Source organism: Cupriavidus sp. FW305-46 (genome assembly GCF_058787075.1).
The window spans coordinates 22,578-39,829 of record NZ_JBYSZI010000045.1; the positions used below are offsets into that span (position 1 = coordinate 22,578).

The following is a 17,252-nucleotide window of genomic DNA, read 5'->3' on the forward strand; positions in this document are numbered from 1 at the left end:
ATCATGTTCAACGTCGTCCTGGTCGAACCGGAAATCCCGCCCAATACCGGCAATGTGATCCGCCTGTGCGCCAACACCGGCGCGCAGCTGCACCTGGTCAAACCGCTGGGTTTTCCGCTGGAAGACGCGCGCATGCGCCGCGCGGGACTGGATTACCACGAGTACGCCACCATGCGCGTGCATGAAAGCTGGGACGCGCTGATGGCCAGCGAGCAGCCCGACCCGGCGCGCATGTTCGCGCTGACCACGCGCGGCTCGACACCGTTCGGCCAGGTGGCGTTCCGCCCCGGGGACTGGTTCGTGTTCGGTTCCGAAACACGCGGGCTATCGCCGGAGCGGCGCGACTGGTTCCCGGCCGCGCAGCGCATCCGACTGCCGATGCGGCCCGACAACCGCAGCCTGAACCTGTCGAACACGGTCGCCGTGGTGGTGTTCGAGGCGTGGCGCCAGAACGGGTTCGAAGGCGGCAGCTGAGCCGCCCGGCCAGTGCCTACTCCGGCTGCACGCCGGCGGCGCGGATCACCTTGTCCCAGCGCGCCTTCTCGCTCACCATGGTCTGGCGCAGCGAGGCCGGCGCGGTGCCGGCCGGCACGAAATACTGCGCGCGCATCTTGTCGCGCACGTCGGCGCTGCCGATGATCGCCACCAGCTCGCGGTAGAGCCGGTCGATCACAGCCTGCGGCGTGCCCGCCGGCGCCAGCACCGCCTGCCAGGAAATCGCCTCGAAGCCCGGGTAGCCGGATTCCGCCACCGTCGGCACCGACGGCAACACCGCCGTGCGCCCCGTCGTGGTCACGGCCAGCACGCGCAGCTTGCCCGCGTTGACCTGCGGCATCGCGATCGCCGGCACCATGAAGCCCGCCTGCACCTGCCCGCCCACCATCGCCGTGGTGATCTGCGGGAAGCCGGGGTATGGCACGTGCTGCAGGTCGATGCCCGCCATCGCCTTGAGTTGCTCCATCGCCAGGTGCGAGGCGCTGCCGTTGCCGGGCGAGCCATAGTTCAGCTCGGCCGGCTTCGACCGGGCCAGCGCGACGAACTCGCGCAGGTTGTGCACCGGCAGGCGTGCATCCACCACCAGCACGTTGGGCGAGGTCGCCACCAGCGTGACCGGCGCCAGCTGGCGGAACGGGTCGTAGTTCAGGTTGCGCGACAGCGTCGGCGCTGTCACCAGCGGGCCGTTGATGGTGAACAGCAGCGTATAGCCATCGGGGGCGGCGCGCGCCACCATGCCGGTGCCGATATTGCCGCCGGCGCCGGGACGGTTTTCCACCACCACCGGCTGGCCCAGCGCGGCGGCCAGCTTTTCGGTCACGATGCGCGCGATCAGGTCGGGCGATGAGCCCGGCGGGAACGGCACCACCATGCGGACCGGGCGCGCGGGCCAGGGTTGGGCGAAGACGCTGCCGGAAGTCCCGGCGGCGCAGGCGGCAGCCAGCGCGATCAGCGCTTGTCGTCGTGTGGGCATGCGGTGCGGAGGATCAGAAGGTGGATACGCGAGTCATCATTCGTCGCGCGCGTCGCGCTGCAGCAGCTGCGCCACCGCATCGGCGGCGCTCAGCCCGTCGAACAGCACCGCGCAGACCGCGCGGGCGATCGGCATCTCGACACCGTTAGCCGAGGCTAGCTCTGCCACGGCCTGGGCGCAGCGCACGCCCTCGGCGACGTGGCCCAGACCGGCCAGGATCTGCTCCAGGCTCTGCCCCGCCGCCAGCTGCTGGCCAACCTTGCGGTTGCGCGACAGGTCGCCGGTGGCGGTCAGGATCAGGTCGCCCACGCCGGCCAGGCCCATGAAGGTCTCGACCCGGCCGCCCAGCGCCAGCCCCAGGCGCGTCATCTCGGCCAGCCCGCGCGTCACCAGCGCGGCGCGCGCGTTCAGGCCCAGGCCCAGCCCGTCGCTGGCGCCGGTGGCAATGGCCAGCACGTTCTTGACCGCACCGCCGACTTCCACGCCGGTCAGGTCGTCGCTGCCGTAGATGCGCATCGCATGATGGTGGAAGGCCGCCTGCGCGCGCTCCGCCAGCGACGGCTCGTTGCCCGCCACGGTCAGCGCGCACGGCAGCCCCAGCGCCACCTCGCGCGCGAAGCTGGGGCCGGTCAGCACGCCGTAGGCAAAGCCCTCGGTGCGCCCGGCGGCGTCGAGTTCGGCCCGCACCATCTGGTGCGGCAGCAGGTGGGTGCCGGACTCGAAGCCCTTGCACAGCCACAGCATCGACACCGGCCTGGCGCCGCGCGCGGCCAGCCGGCGCGTCATCTCGCGCAGGCCCGCCACCGGCGTGGCCACCACCACGATGCCGTCGGCATCGTCGGCGGCATGCGCCACGGCCTGCTCGAAGTCCGCCTGCACCGCCAGCCTCTCGGACAGCGTCACGCCGGGCAGGTAGGCGGCGTTCTCACGCGTGGCCGCGATGGCCGCGAGTTGCGCGGGGTCGCGCCCCCACAGCACCACGTCATTGGTGGCCGCGGCATGGCTGGCGAGGGCGGTGCCCCAGGCACCGGCACCGAGGAAGGTCAGTTTCATGGCAGCTCGATCCGAGGATGGACGCAGTCGATGGTAGCCCAAAGGCAAAACGGGGCCGCAGCCCCGTTTCGATGATGGCTCAGGACGCCGGAATCAGTGGCGGGCCTGGCTGCCGTCGGGCATCACGATGCCGCTGTTGCCGCCTTCGGCACCCTGGGCTTCTTCCATGGCGGCCTGCAGGCGTTGCTCATACAGCGCCTGGAAGTTGATTTCCGACAGGTGGATGGCCTGGAAGCCGGCGCGGGTGATCACGTCAGCGATATTGCCGCGCAGGTACGGGTACAGGATGGTCGGGCAGGCGATGCCCAGCAGCGGGTCCAGCTGCTCCACCGGCACGTTGCGGATATCGAAGATGCCGGCCTGGTGCGCTTCCACCAGGAAGGCAACCTTGTCCTGCACCTTGGTCGTCACGGTGCCCGTCACCACCACCTCGAAGATCCCTTCCTGCAGCTGCGAAGCGCCGACGTTGACCTGCACCTCCACCGACGGGGCTTCCGATTCCAGGAAGATGCCGGGCGAATTGGGCTGCTCCAGCGACATGTCTTTCAGGTAGACGCGCTGGATGTTGAAGAAGGGTTGATCGTCCTGCTGGGTGTTTTGCTGGTCGCTCATGAAAGGCTTCCGGGAGGATGGGCTGGATGTGCATCGGGCGCGGCGGCCGCAGTCCTTGCGTCGTGCAAGGCTGGCCGGTGCCCGCTTGGAAAACGCATATGGTACATGACGCGGGTGGCGAATTCACCCGCGCCGGGGTATGCCGGAACCAGCGCGGCGCGGAATCAGACGATTCCGCGCCAGCGCCGGCGCAACCGGCTCAGGCGGCCAGCAACGGCACCAGGCCGCCCTGGCGGTCCAGCGCCGAGAGGTCGTCGAAGCCGCCCACGTGGGTCTCGTCGATGTAGATCTGCGGCACGGTGCGGCGACCGGTACGGGCCATCATCTCTTCACGCTTGCCGGGTTCGCGGTCGATCAGGATCTTCTCGATCGTTTCCACGCCCCTGGACTTGAGCAGGCGTTCAGCCATCAGGCAATACGGGCACACCACGGTGCTGTACATGACGACACGGGCCATGCGGGTTCTCCTTGACTGCAATGCGCGCGCGGCCCGGCCTGGCCGGGCGCGCGCGCTGTGACGGATACGGCGGTGCTGCCCGGGATTACTTCACCAGCGGCAGGCCTGCCTGCTGCCAGGCGGCGATGCCGCCCTCGAGCGCGTAGATCTCACTGTAACCGGCTTCCTTCAACGCTGCCTGGGCCTTGCCCGAGCGCTGGCCGGTCTGGCATACGACGATGATGGGGGCAGCCTTGTCCTTTGCAAGGCCGGCCGCGCGCGAGGGCAGGTCGGCCAGCGGCGCGCTCTTGGCTTGCGGCAGGTGACCCTTGGCATACTCGGCGGGCTCGCGGATGTCGACCACGACCGCGCCGCGCTTGTTGATCAGCTGGGTCGCGGTGGCCGTATTGACGGTCTTGCCGCGGGTGCTGCGCGAGATCGCGGGCCAGGCCAGCAGGCCGCCCGAGACCACGGCAAGGGCGATCAGAGCGAGGTTGTTGTAGTCGGCGAAGAAATTCACGTTGGCATTCCGGTAGGTTGGGTCGGCGGCATTATAAAATACGCGGTTTGGCGTCCAGGCCCTGCCGTCGCATGGCCATCCGCCATTGTCGCCTGTCTGAGACATGGGATGTCCAAAAGGAACCCATCAGCCCCTCCAGGTGACGGCGCGGACGCATGCAGGTTACCTACTCTCTGGAAGCAGCAGCATGTACAAGCTCGTCCTCATCCGCCACGGCGAATCCACGTGGAACCTTGAAAACCGCTTTACCGGCTGGGTCGACGTCGACCTGACCGAAACCGGCGCCAACCAGGCGCGCCAGGCCGGCAAGCTGCTCAAGGATGCCGGCCTGGGCTTTGACGTGGCCTATACCTCGGTGCTCAAGCGCGCCATCCGCACGCTGTGGCATGTGCAGGATGAAATGGACCTGATGTGGATCCCGGTGCGCAACGAATGGCGCCTGAACGAGCGCCACTACGGCGCGCTGGCCGGCCTGAACAAGGCAGAAACGGCCGCCAAGTTCGGCGACGAGCAGGTGCTGGTGTGGCGCCGCAGCTATGACACGCCGCCGCCCGCGCTGGAGCCCACCGATCCGCGTGCCTCGTACGACGATCCGCGCTACGCCAATGTGCCGCGCAATGAGATCCCGCTGACCGAGTGCCTGAAGGACACCGTGGCCCGCGTGATGCCGCTGTGGAACGAATCCATCGCCCCCGACATCCAATCCGGCAAGCGCGTGGTCATTGCCGCCCATGGCAACAGCATCCGCGCGCTGGTGAAATACCTGGACCAGATCTCGGATGACGATATCGTCGGACTCAATATCCCCAACGGCACCCCGCTCGTCTATGAGCTGGACGCCGACCTGCGCCCCCTGCGCCACTACTACCTGGGTGACCAGGACGCCATCGCCGCCTCGCTGGCGGCCGTGGCCAGCCAGGGCAAGGCACGCTGAAGGCGGCCCGGGCGGCCGCGCGCGGATGTGCGGCCGCCCACCCTGAGCCGGGACGGGACAGGCCCTTTTCACCACTCGCACTTATACTGTCGGACAAACCGCCCGGCGCCGGGCGGCCGCAGCCGGCATAATCCCCATACCGTACACCAGTACTTCGAGTACACGTTCAGGCAGCCCTCATGCGCAAGACGCTCAAGAACATCAGCCTAGTTTCTGTCGGTCTCGTCGCCGGCGTGCTCGCCACGCTGCAGATTTCGGCGACCGCCCAGAATTCATCGGGGCCCTTGCCGCTTGACCAGCTGCGGCTCATGGCCGATATCTTCGGGCAGATCAAGCGCGAGTACGTGGAGCCGGTCGATGACAAGAAGCTGCTGACCGAAGCCATCAAGGGCATGGTCGCCAGCCTCGACCCGCATTCCTCCTATCTCGACGAGAAAGACTTCAAGGAACTGCAGGAAGGCACGCGCGGACGCTTCGCCGGCCTGGGCATCGAGATCTCGCAGGAAGAAGGCCTGGTCAAGGTGATCAACCCGATCGAGGACACCCCTGCCTTCCGCGCCGGCATCCAGCCGGGCGACCTGATCACCCGCATCGACGACAAGCCCGTGCGCGGCCTGCCGCTGGAGCAGGCGGTCAAGCGCATGCGCGGCGAACCCGGCACCAAGGTCACGCTGACCATCTACCGCAAGAGCGAGGAACGCACCTTCCCGGTCTCGATCACGCGCGCCGAGATCCGCGTGCAGTCGGTCAAGGCCAAGATGCTGGACAACAATATCGGCTGGATCCGCCTGACCAGCTTCCAGGAACGCACCATCGCCGACCTGTCCCGCAAGCTGGCCGAGCTGGCGCAGAAGAACCCCAACATGAAGGGCCTGGTGCTGGACCTGCGCAACAACGGCGGCGGCGTGCTGCAGGGCGCGGTCGGCGTGGCCGCGGCCTTCCTGCCGGAAGACGCCACGGTGGTGTCCACCAACGGCCAGGTGCCAGATGCCAAGCGCGTGTACAAGGCGACGTACAACAACTACCGCCTGTCGTCGCTGGAAGACGATCCGCTCAAGGACCTGCCCGCGCTCTACAAGAAGATCCCGATGGTGGTGCTGACCAACGCCTACTCGGCCTCGGCCTCCGAGATCGTGGCGGGCGCGCTGCAGGATCATCACCGTGCGCAGATCATGGGCAAGACCACCTTCGGCAAGGGCTCGGTGCAGACCGTGCGCCCGCTGACCAACGACACCGGCATCAAGCTGACGATCGCGTACTACTACACGCCGAGCGGCAAGTCGATCCAGGCCAAGGGCATCCGTCCGGACATCCCGGTCGACCAGAACCCCGAAGGCGATCCGGACGACGCGCTGATCACGCGCGAGATCGACACCGAGCGCCACCTGCACAACAAGCAGGAATCGGAACAGCCGGAAATGACCGAGCGCGAGCAGCGCCGCGTGGACGAGCTGCGCCGCCTGGAAGAAGAGAACGCGAAGAAGACGCCGGAAGAGCGCGAGAAGGATCGCCGCAAGAAGCCGGTGGAATTCGGCACGGCCGACGACTTCATGCTGCAGCAGGCCATCGCCCAGCTCAACGGCCAGCCGGTCAAGCGCTCCAAGTCGAAGCTGGAAACCAATCCGCCTGCCGACAATGGCAAGGCGGCAAAGCCCTCGGGCAAGAGCGGCGCCAAGGGCGCCAGCGCACCGGCAGCCAAGCCGGCGGCACCGGCCCCCGGCAAGCAGCCGCCGGCCAGCGCCCCGATCGGCGAGCCGCTGGGCACGCCGACGGGCAAGGCACCCTGAGACCCTGGGGCTTTAGTCAGGCTGCCGGTTTGCTCCCCGCTCCCGCTTGCGGGAGAGGGGCAGGGGGAGAGGGCAGGAGTGTCAAAGGCTGAGGGCGGTGGGTTAACACCCCTGGCTTCGCTTGAAGTGGTTCCTTGCCAGTCCACCCCTCTCCCCAACCCTCTCCCCCTGAGGGGAGAGGGAGAACACCTTGCTTGGGCTAGCTCGGGCGGCTTTGGAGCACCCAAAACCGCCCTCCCCTTCAGCACTCGAGGGATTACCTCATGAGCGACGACGGCCTCAACGACGAACAACTGCTGCGCTACTCGCGCCACATCCTGCTGGAAGAGCTCGGCATCGAGGGCCAGCGGCGCCTGCTTGCCGGCCATGCGCTGGTGATCGGCGCCGGCGGCCTGGGCGCAGCCGCGCTGCCCTTCCTGGCCTCGGCCGGGGTGGGCCGCATCACGGTGGTCGACAACGATGAAGTCGACCTGACCAACCTGCAGCGCCAGATCATCCACACCACCGCCAACGTGGGCCGGCCCAAGGTGGATTCGGCGCGCGAAGGCATGCTGCGCATCAACCCGGGGCTGGAGATCGTGACGGTGACCGCGCGCGTGGGCGACGCAGAGCTTGACCAGCTCGTCGCCACGGCCGACGTGGTGCTCGACTGCTGCGACAACTTCGCTACGCGCCAGGCAGTCAACCGCGCCTGCGTGCGCCACAAGGTGCCGCTGGTGTCAGGCGCGGCGCTGCGCTTCGATGGCCAGATCAGCGTGTTCGACCGGCGCCAGCCCGACGCGCCCTGCTACGCCTGCCTGTTCCCGCCGGCCGAACCCGCGCCGGAAGTGGCCTGCGCCACCATGGGCGTGTTCGCGCCGCTGGTCGGCATGGTCGGCACGGTGCAGGCGGCCGAGGCGCTCAAGCTGCTCGCGGGTGTCGGCGAGAGCCTGGCGGGCCGGCTGCTGATGGTCAATGCGCTGTCGATGGAATGGACCACGATGCGGCTGGCACGCACGCCGGATTGCCCGGTCTGCGCCGGGCACTGAAGCCGCAGACTAGTCGCGCTGCGCCGTGTGCGCCCGCAGCCAGTCGGTGACTGCGGCGCGGTCACCGCGAAAGACGATGCGCGCCTCACGCTGTTCGCGCTGGAAGGCGTACATCGGATCGTAGTACTCGCGCAGCAGCACTTCGATCCAGCCGCGGTGCAGATCCACCTCGCCCCGCTCCGCCTGCTGCGCCAGCGCCTGGTCCAGCAACGCCGACAGCTTGCCGTAGCGGGCACCGCCCAGCCGCGGCGAGATCCCGGCCATGGCCTCGCGCAGGCGCGTGGCGTAGGCTTCGAAGCCTTCCGTGCTGCCCTTCTCGGCAATGAACTCCGCCGCCAGCCCCTGCACATAGTCGCGCAGCACGCGCCCCACGCGTTCGTCGAACGACGCTTCCAGCCACACCAGCGGGCTGGCCTGCATGCGCTGCGTCAGCGCCTGCGGCACGTCGCGGCTGCCGATAAAGCGGCCCTCGTCCTCCACCAGCAGCGCGCGCCAGCCTGCGTCAATATGCCGCAGCACGTCGATGGCCAGCGCGTTCTCGAAATCGATCTGCGGCGGCTGCGCCAGCGCGCGCCGCCCGAAGGCCGAGCCGCGGTGCCGCGCATGGCCTTCGAGGTCGATCGCGGCGGGCACATCGGCCAGCACATCGGTCTTGCCGCTGCCGGTCAGGCCGCCCAGCACGAACCACTGCTGCTCGGCCGCCGCGGCATCGGTGGTCTCGATCAGGAAGCCGCGCATGGCCTTGTAGCCGCCGGTCACGCGGGGGTAATCGACACCGGCCGCGTGCAGCCATTGCTGCACCAGCTGCGAGCGCAGCCCGCCGCGGAAGCAATAGAGGTAGCCGTCCGGATGCGCGCGCGCAAACTCCGCCCAGGCCGCGATCCGCGCGGCCTTGCGCAGCCCGGCCACCAGCTGGTGGCCAAGTTCGATTGCCGCCTGCTGGCCCTTCTGCGCATAGCACAGGCCCACCTCGTGGCGCTCGGCATCATCCATCAGCGGCAGGTTGACCGCGCCGGGGAAGGCCCCGCGTGCGAATTCCAGCGGCGCGCGCACGTCCAGCATGGCCACGCCGCTGAGGAACAGGGTGCGGAAGTCCGCGGTGTCAGGGCGCATCATTGGTCATAGGGTGAGATTTGCGCGGCGCCATGGCGGGACAGGAGCCTTTGCCCGCCAGGGACGCCTGGATAAAGAACAGGAATCGGAATGAGAAGGGTTACTGCCTGCAGGCGAGCAACAAGGCGGAGCCGAACGGCGCCGCGCGCTGGGGCGGCCGCTCATCGAGAGCGCCCACGCCGGAGACCGGCTTATTGCTCGCCCGGCTCCATCTGCGACTGCAGGTAGTTCTGCAGCCCGACCTTGTCGATCAGGTCCAGCTGCGTTTCCAGGTATTCGATATGTTCCTCGGTATCGGTGAGGATATCGACCAGGATTTCGCGGCTGACGTAATCGCCCACGGATTCGCAGTAGGCGATGCCTTCCTTGACGGTGGCATGCGCGGTCTGCTCGAGCTTCAGGTCGCACTTGAGCATCTCGGGCGTGTCTTCGCCGAGCAGCAGCTTGTGCAGATCCTGCAGGTTGGGCAGGCCGTCCAGCATCAGGATGCGCTCGATCAGGCGGTCGGCGTGCTTCATTTCGCCGATCGATTCCTTGTACTCCACGTCGCCGAGCTTCTTCAGGCCCCAGTGGCGATACATGCGGGCGTGCAGGAAATACTGGTTGATCGCAGTCAGCTCGTTCTTGAGCTGGGCGTTCAGATGCTGGATGACCTTCTTGTCACCTTTCATTGGCGGCTCCTGTTGCATCGGGCCCGCGCAAAAACACGAAACGGCGCCAATGGCGCCGTGCAGTCAGTGAAAAAGGAAAAAGCACAAAAGCGCGCCGTGAACTGGATCTTCAGTTCATGGGCGCGTTCAGGCCACCAGCGCCTTGCGCTGGTCGTTCGCGACTGCCGGGTCCCGAGTGTCCATTATGGTACATGGGCCCGACGCGGAACAGGAAGAAATCTCCACAACCTGGATGTTGGCGAGGGTCGCCACGGTGACGTTGCGCACCGCCGCCACGCCTTCCTGCAACACCTGGTGCGCGCACTCGCGGCAGCGGCCGCAGCAGGTGCCGACGCCAAGCGTTTCGGCCAGTTCGTCGAGGGTTTCGATGCCCAGGTGCGCAGCACCGTGAATCTCACGATCGGTGATCTGGTTGCAGATGCAGACGTACACAAGTCCCTCCGTTGGGGCGCGTGGCACCGGCATGCCACTGCGAATGAACGTCAGAATATCAGAGATCAATAATGATAACAATTCCCATTAAGCCACATTGGGAGAGGTCGGGTAGACGCCACAGGATGCAAAAAGAAGGCGGCTTGGGCGGCACTTTCCGGCTTGCGGAAGTGCTGCACCAGCCGCCTTTCTGCATCAGAAAACCCTGATGGCTTCAGGGTCGTGCCAGCTGCCGCAGGGCGGCCGCCTGCTCCTCGGGATCGAAGGCCTGCAGGACCTGGTCGACCAGCGGCTCGAGCCGCTCGCAGTGGGCATGCAGGATCTCCTGCTTGACCCGCAGCAGCTGCGCCGGGTGCATCGAGAACTCGCGCAGCCCCATGCCCAGCAGCAGCCGGGTCATGGACGGGTCGCCCGCCATTTCGCCGCACACGGCCACCGGCACGCCGGCGCGGTTGGCCTCGCGGATGGTGCGCGCCACCAGCTGCAGCACCGCCGGGTGCAGCGGGTCGAACAGGTGCGCCACCGCGTTGTCGGCACGGTCGATCGCCAGCGTGTACTGGATCAGGTCGTTGGTGCCGATGGACAGGAAGTCCATCTTGCGCAGGAACAGCGGCAGCAGCAGCACCGCCGCCGGGATCTCGATCATGGCGCCGACCTTCATGCCCGGGTCGTAGGCCTCGCCGCGCTCGTCGAGCTGGCGCTTGGCCTTGGCGATCAGCGCCAGGGTCTGGTCGATCTCGCTGGCGTGCGCCAGCATCGGCACCAGCAGCCGCACCGGGCCGAAGGCCGAAGCCCGCAGCAGCGCGCGCAGCTGGGTCAGGAACATGCCCGGCTCGGACAGCGACCAGCGGATCGCGCGCAGGCCCAGCGCCGGGTTCAGCGCGGTCTCGAATTCATCGCCGCGGCCGTCGCCGCGGGCATCGAGCGGCTTGTCGGCGCCGATGTCGATGGTGCGGATGGTCACCGGCAGCCCGTGCATGGCATCGACCGCGCCGCGGTAGGCCTGGAACTGCTCGTCCTCGCCCGGCAACTCGTCGCGCCGGTTCATGAACAGGAATTCAGAACGGAACAGGCCCACGCCGACCGCGCCGGCCGACAGCGCCGCGCCGGCGTCCTCGGCCATCTCGATATTGGCCAGCAAGTCGATTTCCAGCCCGTCCAGCGTCACCGCCGGGGTATGCCGCAGCCGCTGCAGGCGCTTCTTTTCCAGCGCGCGCTCGCTCTGCCGGTGGCGGTATTCTTCCAGGATGATGGCGGTCGGGTCGACGATCACCAGCCCGGCATCGCCGTCGATGATGATCCAGTCGTCCTGGCGGATCAGCTCGCTCGCGCTCTGCACCCCGACCGCGGCCGGAATGTCCAGGCTGCGCGCGACGATGGCGGTATGCGAGGTGCGCCCGCCCATGTCGGTGACAAAGCCGTGGAAGATGGTATGGCGGAACTGCAGCATGTCGGCCGGGGCGATATCGTGGGCCACCACGATCACCCCGGTCGCGGCCTCGCCGTCGGCGGCCAGCGCCGGCACCGGCGCGGGCACCAGCACCGGAGCCCCGGCCAGCGCCTTCAGGATGCGCTCGACCACCTGCCGGATATCGGTCTTGCGCTCACGCAGGTATTCATCCTCGATCTCGTCGAACTGGCGCATCAGCTCTTCGAGGCGCGTGGTAAGTGCCCACTCTGCATTGTAGCGGCGGCCCCGGATCAGGGCCTCGGGCTCGCGCGCCAGCGCCTCGTCGTCGAGGATCATCGCGTGCACGTCCAGGAACGCGCCCAGCTCCTCGGGCGCATCGCGCGGCAGGTCGCGCTTGAGCGCGGCCAGTTCCGCGCGCACCGCGGCGCGCGCTGCGCGCAGCCGTTCGACCTCGGCGTCGAGCTGGTCTTCATCGACCAGGTAGTGCGACACGTCCAGCGCCGCGGGCGCAAGCAGGTGCGCGCGACCGATGGCGACGCCGCGCGAGACCGGGATGCCGTGCAGGGCGAAAGGCATGTACCGCTCCGTCAGGAACGTTTAAGAATTCGGGTCGAGGCCGCCGGCCTCACTCTCCCTCACCAAAGCGGTTGGCGATCAGCGCCAGCAGCGCGTCCATCGCCTCCTGCTCGTCGGGGCCGTCGGTCTCGAGGGTCACCGTGGAGCCGATCCCGGCGGCCAGCATCATGACACCCATGATGCTCTTGGCGTCGACCTGGCGACCATTGCGGGACATCTTGACCTGGCTGACAAAGTTGCCGGCGAGCTGGGTCAGCTTGGCGGACGCGCGCGCATGCAGGCCGAGCTTATTGATGATGGTGGTGTCCCTCTGCAGCATATTTGTCGGGATGGTTTGCGGTTTGGTTCTGGACAGTCGTGGTGCCGACCTGCAGCACACCCTGCGAGCCGCCGGCCAAGGCCTTGGTGGCAAGCTGGTCGAGCTTTTCGCCGCGGTAGCAGATCGCGCGCACGAGCATGGGAAGGTTGACGCCGGCCAGCACGCGCACGCGGCCCGGCTCGGCCAGGCGTGCGGCGATATTGGCGGGGGTGGCGCCGAAGATATCGGTGAGGACCAGCGCGCCGTTGTCTTCGCAGATGGCCGCCAGCCGGCGCCTGGCCTCGGCCAGCACGACGGCGGGGTCGGCATCGGGAAGGACGTCGATGGCTTCCAGCCGCTGCGGCTGGCCGCAGTAGACGTGGGCGGCGCAATCGCGCAGCGCCGAAGCCAGCGGGGTGTGCGCGATGATCAGAATGCCTGCCATGATGGTGAATCCGTTGGATTGCCCCGATTGTAGCAGGCGCCCCCGGCGCTCCCGCTGCCGGCCAGGCTCAGCGCCCGGCCGCGTCCACGGCGTGCTCCAGCGCGTCGATGAACATCGCCGCGACATGGAAGCCGGTTTGCTGGGTGATCTCCTGGAAACAGGTCGGACTCGTCACATTGACCTCGGTCAGGTAGTCGCCGATGACGTCCAGGCCCACCAGCAGCAGGCCCTGCTCCCACAGCCCCGGCGCCAGTGCCTCGGCGATCTCGCGGTCGCGCGGGCTCAGTTCCTGCGCGCGGCCGGTGCCACCGGCAGCCAGGTTGCCGCGCACCTCGCCGGCCATCGGCACGCGCGCCAGCGAATATGGCACCGGCACGCCGCCGATCAGCAGGATGCGCTTGTCGCCGTCCTTGATCGCCGGGATATAGCGCTGCACCATCAGCGTACGGGCGCCGTCGTGGCCCAGCGTCTCGACGATCGCGGCCAGGTTCATGCCGTCCGCGCCGACGCGGAACACACCCATGCCGCCCATGCCGTCCAGCGGCTTGACGATGATGTCGCGATGCTCGGCGTGGAAGTCGCGGATGCGTGCCAGGTCGCGCGTGACCAGGGTCGGCGTGATGTATTCCGGATACTGGGCAATGGCCAGCTTCTCGGAATGGTCGCGGATCGCGCGCGGCTTGTTGAACACGCGCGCGCCCTGCGTCTCGGCCAGCTCCAGCAGCCAGGTGCTGGTGACGTACTCCATGTCGAAGGGCGGGTCCTTGCGCATCAGCACCGCGTCGAAGGCCGACAGCGGCTCCAGCGCGCTGTTGCCCTCGCGGTACCAGGCGCTGTGGTCGGCGTCGCTGGTCTCGCCGGTCAGGTGCAGGCGCGTGGCCACGGTCTCGACGGTGCGGCCGGACAGCGCCAGCTGCGGCTGCAGGCACCAGTACAACTCGTGGCCGCGCGCGGCGGCCTCGGTCATCATGGCGTAGGTGGAGTCCTTGTATGTCTTGAAGGTCTCCAGCGGATCGGTGATGAAGAGGATGCGCATGGCGGCGGCTCAGATAATCGGGTTCGGGTCGGTCTTCTCGAGTTCCAGCGACGCCGCCAGCAGTGCCAGCCGGGCCACCACGCCATACATGTAGAAGCGGTTCGGCACGGCGGCGCCAGGCTTGGCGTGGCTGTCCGGGATGCCGTTGGGCGCAAACGCCAGCGGCACGAAATGCATGCCCGGCGCGTTCAGGTTCTCGTCGTTGCCGCGGCCCGTGTGCACGCGGTAGAAGCCGCCGACCACGTAGCGGTCGATCATGTACACCACCGGCTCGGCCACCGCTTCATTGACCTTCTCGAAGGTGTGCACGCCTTCCTGGATGATGACGTCGCTGACCTCAAGGCCTTCCTTGACGACGCTCATCTTGTTGCGCTCCTTCCGGTTCAGGCCCTTGACCTCGGACGGGTCGCGCACGGTCATGATGCCCATGCCGTAGGTGCCGGCATCGGCCTTGACCACCACGTACGGGGTCTCCTTGATGCCGTACTCGCGGTACTTCTTGGCCACCTTCTTGAGCACGCCCTCGACCGCGTCGGCGAGTTCTTCCTCGCCCACGCGCTCATGGAAGTCCACGCCGGAGCAGCGGGCGAAGTACGGGTTGACCATCCACTGGTCGATGTCGATCAGCTTGGCGAACTTCTTGGCAACCTCGTCATAGGCGGCAAAGTGGCTGCTCTTGCGGCGGGTGGACCAGCCGGCGTGCAGCGGCGGCAGCAGGTACTGCTCGTTGATGTTTTCCAGGATCGGCGGGATCCCGGCCGACAGGTCGTTGTTCAGCAGGATCGAACAGGGGTCGAAGTCCTTCAGCCCGAGCCGGCGGCCCTTGGTGCCCAGGCGCGCGAGCGGCTCGACCACCAGGGTCTGGCCGTCGGGCAGCTCGATCGGGGTCGGTTCGGTGATTTCCTCGGAGAGCGAGCCCAGGCGCACGTTCAAGCCCGCCTGGCGCATGATCAGCGACAGCCGCGCCACGTTCTGCAGGTAGAACATGTTGCGGGTATGCCGCTCGGGGATCAGCAGCAGGTTCTTGGCGTCCGGGCAGATCTTCTCGATCGCCGCCATCGCCGCCTGCACCGCCAGCGGCAGCATTTCCGGGGCCAGGTTGTTGAAGCCGCCCGGGAACAGGTTGGTGTCGACCGGCGCCAGCTTGAAGCCGGCGTTGCGCAGGTCCACCGAGCAATAGAACGGAGGGGTATGCTCCTGCCATTCCAGCCTGAACCAGCGCTCGATGGACGGCGTGGCGTCCAGGATCTTCTTTTCCAGTTCGAGCAGCGGACCGTTCAGCGCGGTGATGAGATGCGGGACCATATCCATCCTATAAATCGTCGTCTTAATCGTTCGCCCCGATTGTAGAGGAACGGCCAACCAGGCGCTGGCACCCCTTTATAAGGATATGCATGGCCGGGCCTAAGGGATAACGATATGGGGATGGGCGGCGCGAAATAAAGAGCCGGCCGCACAGGCAAAAAAAAGCGCGGCGATGCCGCGCTCTTAAATGGCCTGACAGATACGGGGAGCGTTCTGCAGGTGGAGGAAACTGCCTCACTGGCAATGTATGTGCCCCGCACATTAAAGACAATTGAAGCTTTTTAAGATCGGAGTTAAGCACTTTGCGAAAAACCCGCGCGGGGCGCGGGGGGATCGCCTGCCAGCCCTTGCCGGCACTCGGCTGGCGGGTTTTGCGAGGAACCACGGAAGTCCTCCAGGAGCATTCGCGACACGCGTGGTTCGGCGCGGCTGAGCGGCAAATGTCTGCAATCTCAGGCAATGCCGGAAAGAAAAAAGCCCGGCACGCGGCCGGGCGAAAACTCCTGAGAGAAGATTCCCAATCAGCTCTCCAGCACAACACTTTTGCGGTCAGACTTCATACGCGGTCTCGCCGTGCGAGGTGATATCCAGGCCCTCGCGTTCTTCGTCTTCCGGCACCCGCAGGCCGATCAGCATGTCCACCAGCTTGTAGGCCACGAAGGCGACCACGCCGGACCACACCACGGTGGTCAGCACGCCTTCGAACTGGATCCAGAGCTGGCCGGCGATCGAGTAGTCGTCCGCCACCTTGTTGGCCACGTAGTCGTAGATGCCCGTGCCGCCGAGGCTGGGCGCGGCAAACACGCCGGTCAGCAGCGCACCCACGATGCCGCCCACGCCGTGCACGCCGAACACATCCAGCGAGTCGTCCATGCCCAGCATGCGCTTCAGGCCGGTCACGCCCCACAGGCACAGCAGGCCGGCGATCAGGCCCATCACGATCGAGCCCATCGGGCCGACAAAGCCGGCCGCCGGGGTGATCGCCACCAGGCCGGCCACCGCACCCGAGGCACCGCCCAGCATCGACGGCTTGCCCTTGCCGATCCACTCGCCGAAGGTCCACGCCAGTACGGCGGCGCAGGTGGCCAGCAGCGTGTTGACGAAGGCCAGCGCGGCCGAGCCGTTGGCTTCCAGCGCCGAGCCGGCGTTGAAGCCGAACCAGCCGAACCACAGCAGCGAGGCACCCACCATGGTGAAGGTCAGGCTGTGCGGACGGATCGCCTCACGGCCGAAGCCGATGCGCTTGCCGAACATATAGGCGCCGACCAGGCCGGCCACGGCCGCGTTGATGTGCACCACGGTGCCACCAGCGAAGTCGAGCGCGCCCTTCTGGAACAGCCAGCCCGACTTGGCGGTCGCGGCGGCGCCGGCAGCAGCGTCGGTGTAGGCGTCAGGACCCGGCCAGAACCAGACCATGTGGGCCATCGGGATGTAGGAGAAGGTGAACCACAGCACCACGAACACCAGCACGGCCGAGAACTTGGCGCGTTCGGCGAAGGCGCCGATGATCAGGCCGCAGGTGATGCAGGCGAAGGCGCACTGGAAGGCGAAGTAGCCCAGTTCCGGCACCACCACGCCCTTGCTGAAGGTGGCAGCCACGGCCTCGACCGTCAGCCCCTTCATGAAGAGCCGGTCGGTGCCGCCGAAGAAGGCGTTGCCCTCGGTGAAGGCAAAGCTGTAGCCGTAGATCGCCCACAGCAGCGCCACCAGCGAGAAGATCACCAGGCACTGCATCAGCACCGACAGCATGTTCTTGGAGCGCACCAGGCCGCCGTAGAACAGCGCCAGGCCAGGCAGCGTCATCAGGATCACGAAGGCGGTCGAGACCAGCAGCCAGGCGGTGTCGCCCTTGTTGGGCACCGGTGCGGCCGGCGCGGCGGCAGCTTCCGCGGGGGCGGCGGCCGGTGCTGCCGCGGCAGGCGCAGCGGCAGCAGCCGGCGCCGACGCTTCGGCAGCGGCTGCGGCGGGGGCGGCGGAGGCGGCCGGGGCAGATGCCTCGGCGGCCGGCTTGTCCTGTGCGGCGGCCGGCGTGGAGATGCCCACGCCCGCCGTGCCGATGGCCAGCGCCATCGCGCCGGCCGTCAGGAATCGCTTGAACCAGGTTTTCATGTGCTTAACCTCTTGTGA

General features: G+C 67.4%; 18 protein-coding genes. 4 read left to right on the forward strand and 14 right to left on the reverse strand.

Annotated elements, in window-relative coordinates; all coding sequences use genetic code 11:
• Window positions 1-3 precede the first annotated feature (3 nt).
• Complete coding sequence (trmL, locus tag AC3WON_RS21120; protein ID WP_492318930.1) at window positions 4-474, forward strand: tRNA (uridine(34)/cytosine(34)/5-carboxymethylaminomethyluridine(34)-2'-O)-methyltransferase TrmL; 471 nt, start codon at window positions 4-6, stop codon at window positions 472-474.
• Window positions 475-490: 16 nt separating this feature from the next.
• Here the strand turns inward: trmL and AC3WON_RS21125 are convergent, their stop codons facing one another.
• From AC3WON_RS21125 to AC3WON_RS21145, 5 genes are all read right to left on the reverse strand, one after another.
• Window positions 491-1,468 carry a Bug family tripartite tricarboxylate transporter substrate binding protein gene (locus AC3WON_RS21125; RefSeq protein WP_492318929.1) on the reverse strand — a complete coding sequence of 326 codons (978 nt, stop codon included), beginning with the start codon at window positions 1,466-1,468 and terminating at the stop codon, window positions 491-493.
• A gap of 36 nt (window positions 1,469-1,504) precedes the next feature.
• Window positions 1,505-2,521, reverse strand: a complete 1,017-nt coding sequence (locus tag AC3WON_RS21130) for an NAD(P)H-dependent glycerol-3-phosphate dehydrogenase (protein ID WP_492318928.1) — start codon at window positions 2,519-2,521, stop codon at window positions 1,505-1,507.
• 93 nt (window positions 2,522-2,614) lie between these two features.
• Entirely contained in the window at window positions 2,615-3,133 is a 519-nt protein-coding gene (gene secB / locus AC3WON_RS21135) for a protein-export chaperone SecB (protein ID WP_010814828.1), read from the reverse strand.
• A gap of 199 nt (window positions 3,134-3,332) precedes the next feature.
• Entirely contained in the window at window positions 3,333-3,590 is a 258-nt protein-coding gene (gene grxC / locus AC3WON_RS21140; protein ID WP_492318927.1) for a glutaredoxin 3, read from the reverse strand.
• 85 nt (window positions 3,591-3,675) lie between these two features.
• Window positions 3,676-4,089 (reverse strand): rhodanese-like domain-containing protein, encoded by a 414-nt coding sequence (locus AC3WON_RS21145; protein WP_010814830.1) that lies wholly within the window; start codon window positions 4,087-4,089, stop codon window positions 3,676-3,678.
• 187 nt (window positions 4,090-4,276) lie between these two features.
• On the opposite strand from AC3WON_RS21145, the gene gpmA reads away from it, so the two are divergent.
• The 3 genes from gpmA (at window position 4,277) to AC3WON_RS21160 (ending at window position 7,838) form a co-directional block, all read left to right on the forward strand.
• Complete coding sequence (gene gpmA / locus AC3WON_RS21150) at window positions 4,277-5,023, forward strand: 2,3-diphosphoglycerate-dependent phosphoglycerate mutase (protein ID WP_492318926.1); 747 nt, start codon at window positions 4,277-4,279, stop codon at window positions 5,021-5,023.
• A 179-nt stretch (window positions 5,024-5,202) separates the two neighbouring features.
• Entirely contained in the window at window positions 5,203-6,810 is a 1,608-nt protein-coding gene (locus tag AC3WON_RS21155; RefSeq protein WP_010814832.1) for a S41 family peptidase, read from the forward strand.
• A gap of 263 nt (window positions 6,811-7,073) precedes the next feature.
• Complete coding sequence (locus AC3WON_RS21160) at window positions 7,074-7,838, forward strand: HesA/MoeB/ThiF family protein (RefSeq protein ID WP_492352681.1); 765 nt, start codon at window positions 7,074-7,076, stop codon at window positions 7,836-7,838.
• Window positions 7,839-7,847: 9 nt separating this feature from the next.
• Here AC3WON_RS21160 and mnmH read toward each other — a convergent pair whose 3' ends face one another.
• The 9 genes from mnmH to amt all read right to left on the reverse strand — a co-directional run bounded on the left by mnmH (window position 7,848) and on the right by amt (window position 17,234).
• A complete protein-coding gene (mnmH, locus tag AC3WON_RS21165; RefSeq protein ID WP_492352693.1) occupies window positions 7,848-8,951 on the reverse strand; it encodes a tRNA 2-selenouridine(34) synthase MnmH in 1,104 nt (367 codons plus the stop codon).
• A gap of 191 nt (window positions 8,952-9,142) precedes the next feature.
• Entirely contained in the window at window positions 9,143-9,622 is a 480-nt protein-coding gene (gene bfr, locus AC3WON_RS21170; RefSeq protein ID WP_010814835.1) for a bacterioferritin, read from the reverse strand.
• Window positions 9,623-9,748: 126 nt separating this feature from the next.
• Window positions 9,749-10,054, reverse strand: coding sequence for a (2Fe-2S)-binding protein (locus AC3WON_RS21175; RefSeq protein WP_010814836.1), 306 nt, complete (start codon window positions 10,052-10,054; stop codon window positions 9,749-9,751).
• A 214-nt stretch (window positions 10,055-10,268) separates the two neighbouring features.
• Entirely contained in the window at window positions 10,269-12,041 is a 1,773-nt protein-coding gene (gene ptsP / locus AC3WON_RS21180; protein WP_492352682.1) for a phosphoenolpyruvate--protein phosphotransferase, read from the reverse strand.
• Window positions 12,042-12,090: 49 nt separating this feature from the next.
• Window positions 12,091-12,360 (reverse strand): HPr family phosphocarrier protein, encoded by a 270-nt coding sequence (locus AC3WON_RS21185; RefSeq protein ID WP_010814838.1) that lies wholly within the window; start codon window positions 12,358-12,360, stop codon window positions 12,091-12,093.
• On the reverse strand, window positions 12,329-12,784 hold the full coding sequence (locus tag AC3WON_RS21190; RefSeq protein ID WP_013955422.1) for a PTS sugar transporter subunit IIA: 456 nt from the start codon (window positions 12,782-12,784) through the stop codon (window positions 12,329-12,331). The genes AC3WON_RS21185 and AC3WON_RS21190 overlap by 32 nt, the downstream gene beginning before the upstream one ends.
• 67 nt (window positions 12,785-12,851) lie before the next feature.
• Window positions 12,852-13,820 carry a glutathione synthase gene (gene gshB, locus AC3WON_RS21195; RefSeq protein ID WP_492318923.1) on the reverse strand — a complete coding sequence of 323 codons (969 nt, stop codon included), beginning with the start codon at window positions 13,818-13,820 and terminating at the stop codon, window positions 12,852-12,854.
• A 9-nt stretch (window positions 13,821-13,829) separates the two neighbouring features.
• Entirely contained in the window at window positions 13,830-15,125 is a 1,296-nt protein-coding gene (gene gshA, locus AC3WON_RS21200; protein WP_492318922.1) for a glutamate--cysteine ligase, read from the reverse strand.
• 549 nt (window positions 15,126-15,674) lie between these two features.
• On the reverse strand, window positions 15,675-17,234 hold the full coding sequence (gene amt, locus AC3WON_RS21205; RefSeq protein WP_492318921.1) for an ammonium transporter: 1,560 nt from the start codon (window positions 17,232-17,234) through the stop codon (window positions 15,675-15,677).
• Window positions 17,235-17,252 lie beyond the last annotated feature (18 nt).

Coding starts and splice junctions, on each gene's coding strand:
- secB (WP_010814828.1), bottom strand. CDS start 3,133: ATGAGCGACCAGCAAAACACCCAGCAGGACGATCAACCCTTCTTCAAC.
- AC3WON_RS21160 (WP_492352681.1), top strand. CDS start 7,074: ATGAGCGACGACGGCCTCAACGACGAACAACTGCTGCGCTACTCGCGC.
- amt (WP_492318921.1), bottom strand. CDS start 17,234: ATGAAAACCTGGTTCAAGCGATTCCTGACGGCCGGCGCGATGGCGCTG.
- trmL (WP_492318930.1), top strand. CDS start 4: ATGTTCAACGTCGTCCTGGTCGAACCGGAAATCCCGCCCAATACCGGC.
- AC3WON_RS21155 (WP_010814832.1), top strand. CDS start 5,203: ATGCGCAAGACGCTCAAGAACATCAGCCTAGTTTCTGTCGGTCTCGTC.
- AC3WON_RS21130 (WP_492318928.1), bottom strand. CDS start 2,521: ATGAAACTGACCTTCCTCGGTGCCGGTGCCTGGGGCACCGCCCTCGCC.
- mnmH (WP_492352693.1), bottom strand. CDS start 8,951: ATGCGCCCTGACACCGCGGACTTCCGCACCCTGTTCCTCAGCGGCGTG.
- gpmA (WP_492318926.1), top strand. CDS start 4,277: ATGTACAAGCTCGTCCTCATCCGCCACGGCGAATCCACGTGGAACCTT.
- gshA (WP_492318922.1), bottom strand. CDS start 15,125: ATGGTCCCGCATCTCATCACCGCGCTGAACGGTCCGCTGCTCGAACTG.
- AC3WON_RS21185 (WP_010814838.1), bottom strand. CDS start 12,360: ATGCTGCAGAGGGACACCACCATCATCAATAAGCTCGGCCTGCATGCG.
- AC3WON_RS21125 (WP_492318929.1), bottom strand. CDS start 1,468: ATGCCCACACGACGACAAGCGCTGATCGCGCTGGCTGCCGCCTGCGCC.
- bfr (WP_010814835.1), bottom strand. CDS start 9,622: ATGAAAGGTGACAAGAAGGTCATCCAGCATCTGAACGCCCAGCTCAAG.
- AC3WON_RS21190 (WP_013955422.1), bottom strand. CDS start 12,784: ATGGCAGGCATTCTGATCATCGCGCACACCCCGCTGGCTTCGGCGCTG.
- gshB (WP_492318923.1), bottom strand. CDS start 13,820: ATGCGCATCCTCTTCATCACCGATCCGCTGGAGACCTTCAAGACATAC.
- grxC (WP_492318927.1), bottom strand. CDS start 3,590: ATGGCCCGTGTCGTCATGTACAGCACCGTGGTGTGCCCGTATTGCCTG.
- ptsP (WP_492352682.1), bottom strand. CDS start 12,041: ATGCCTTTCGCCCTGCACGGCATCCCGGTCTCGCGCGGCGTCGCCATC.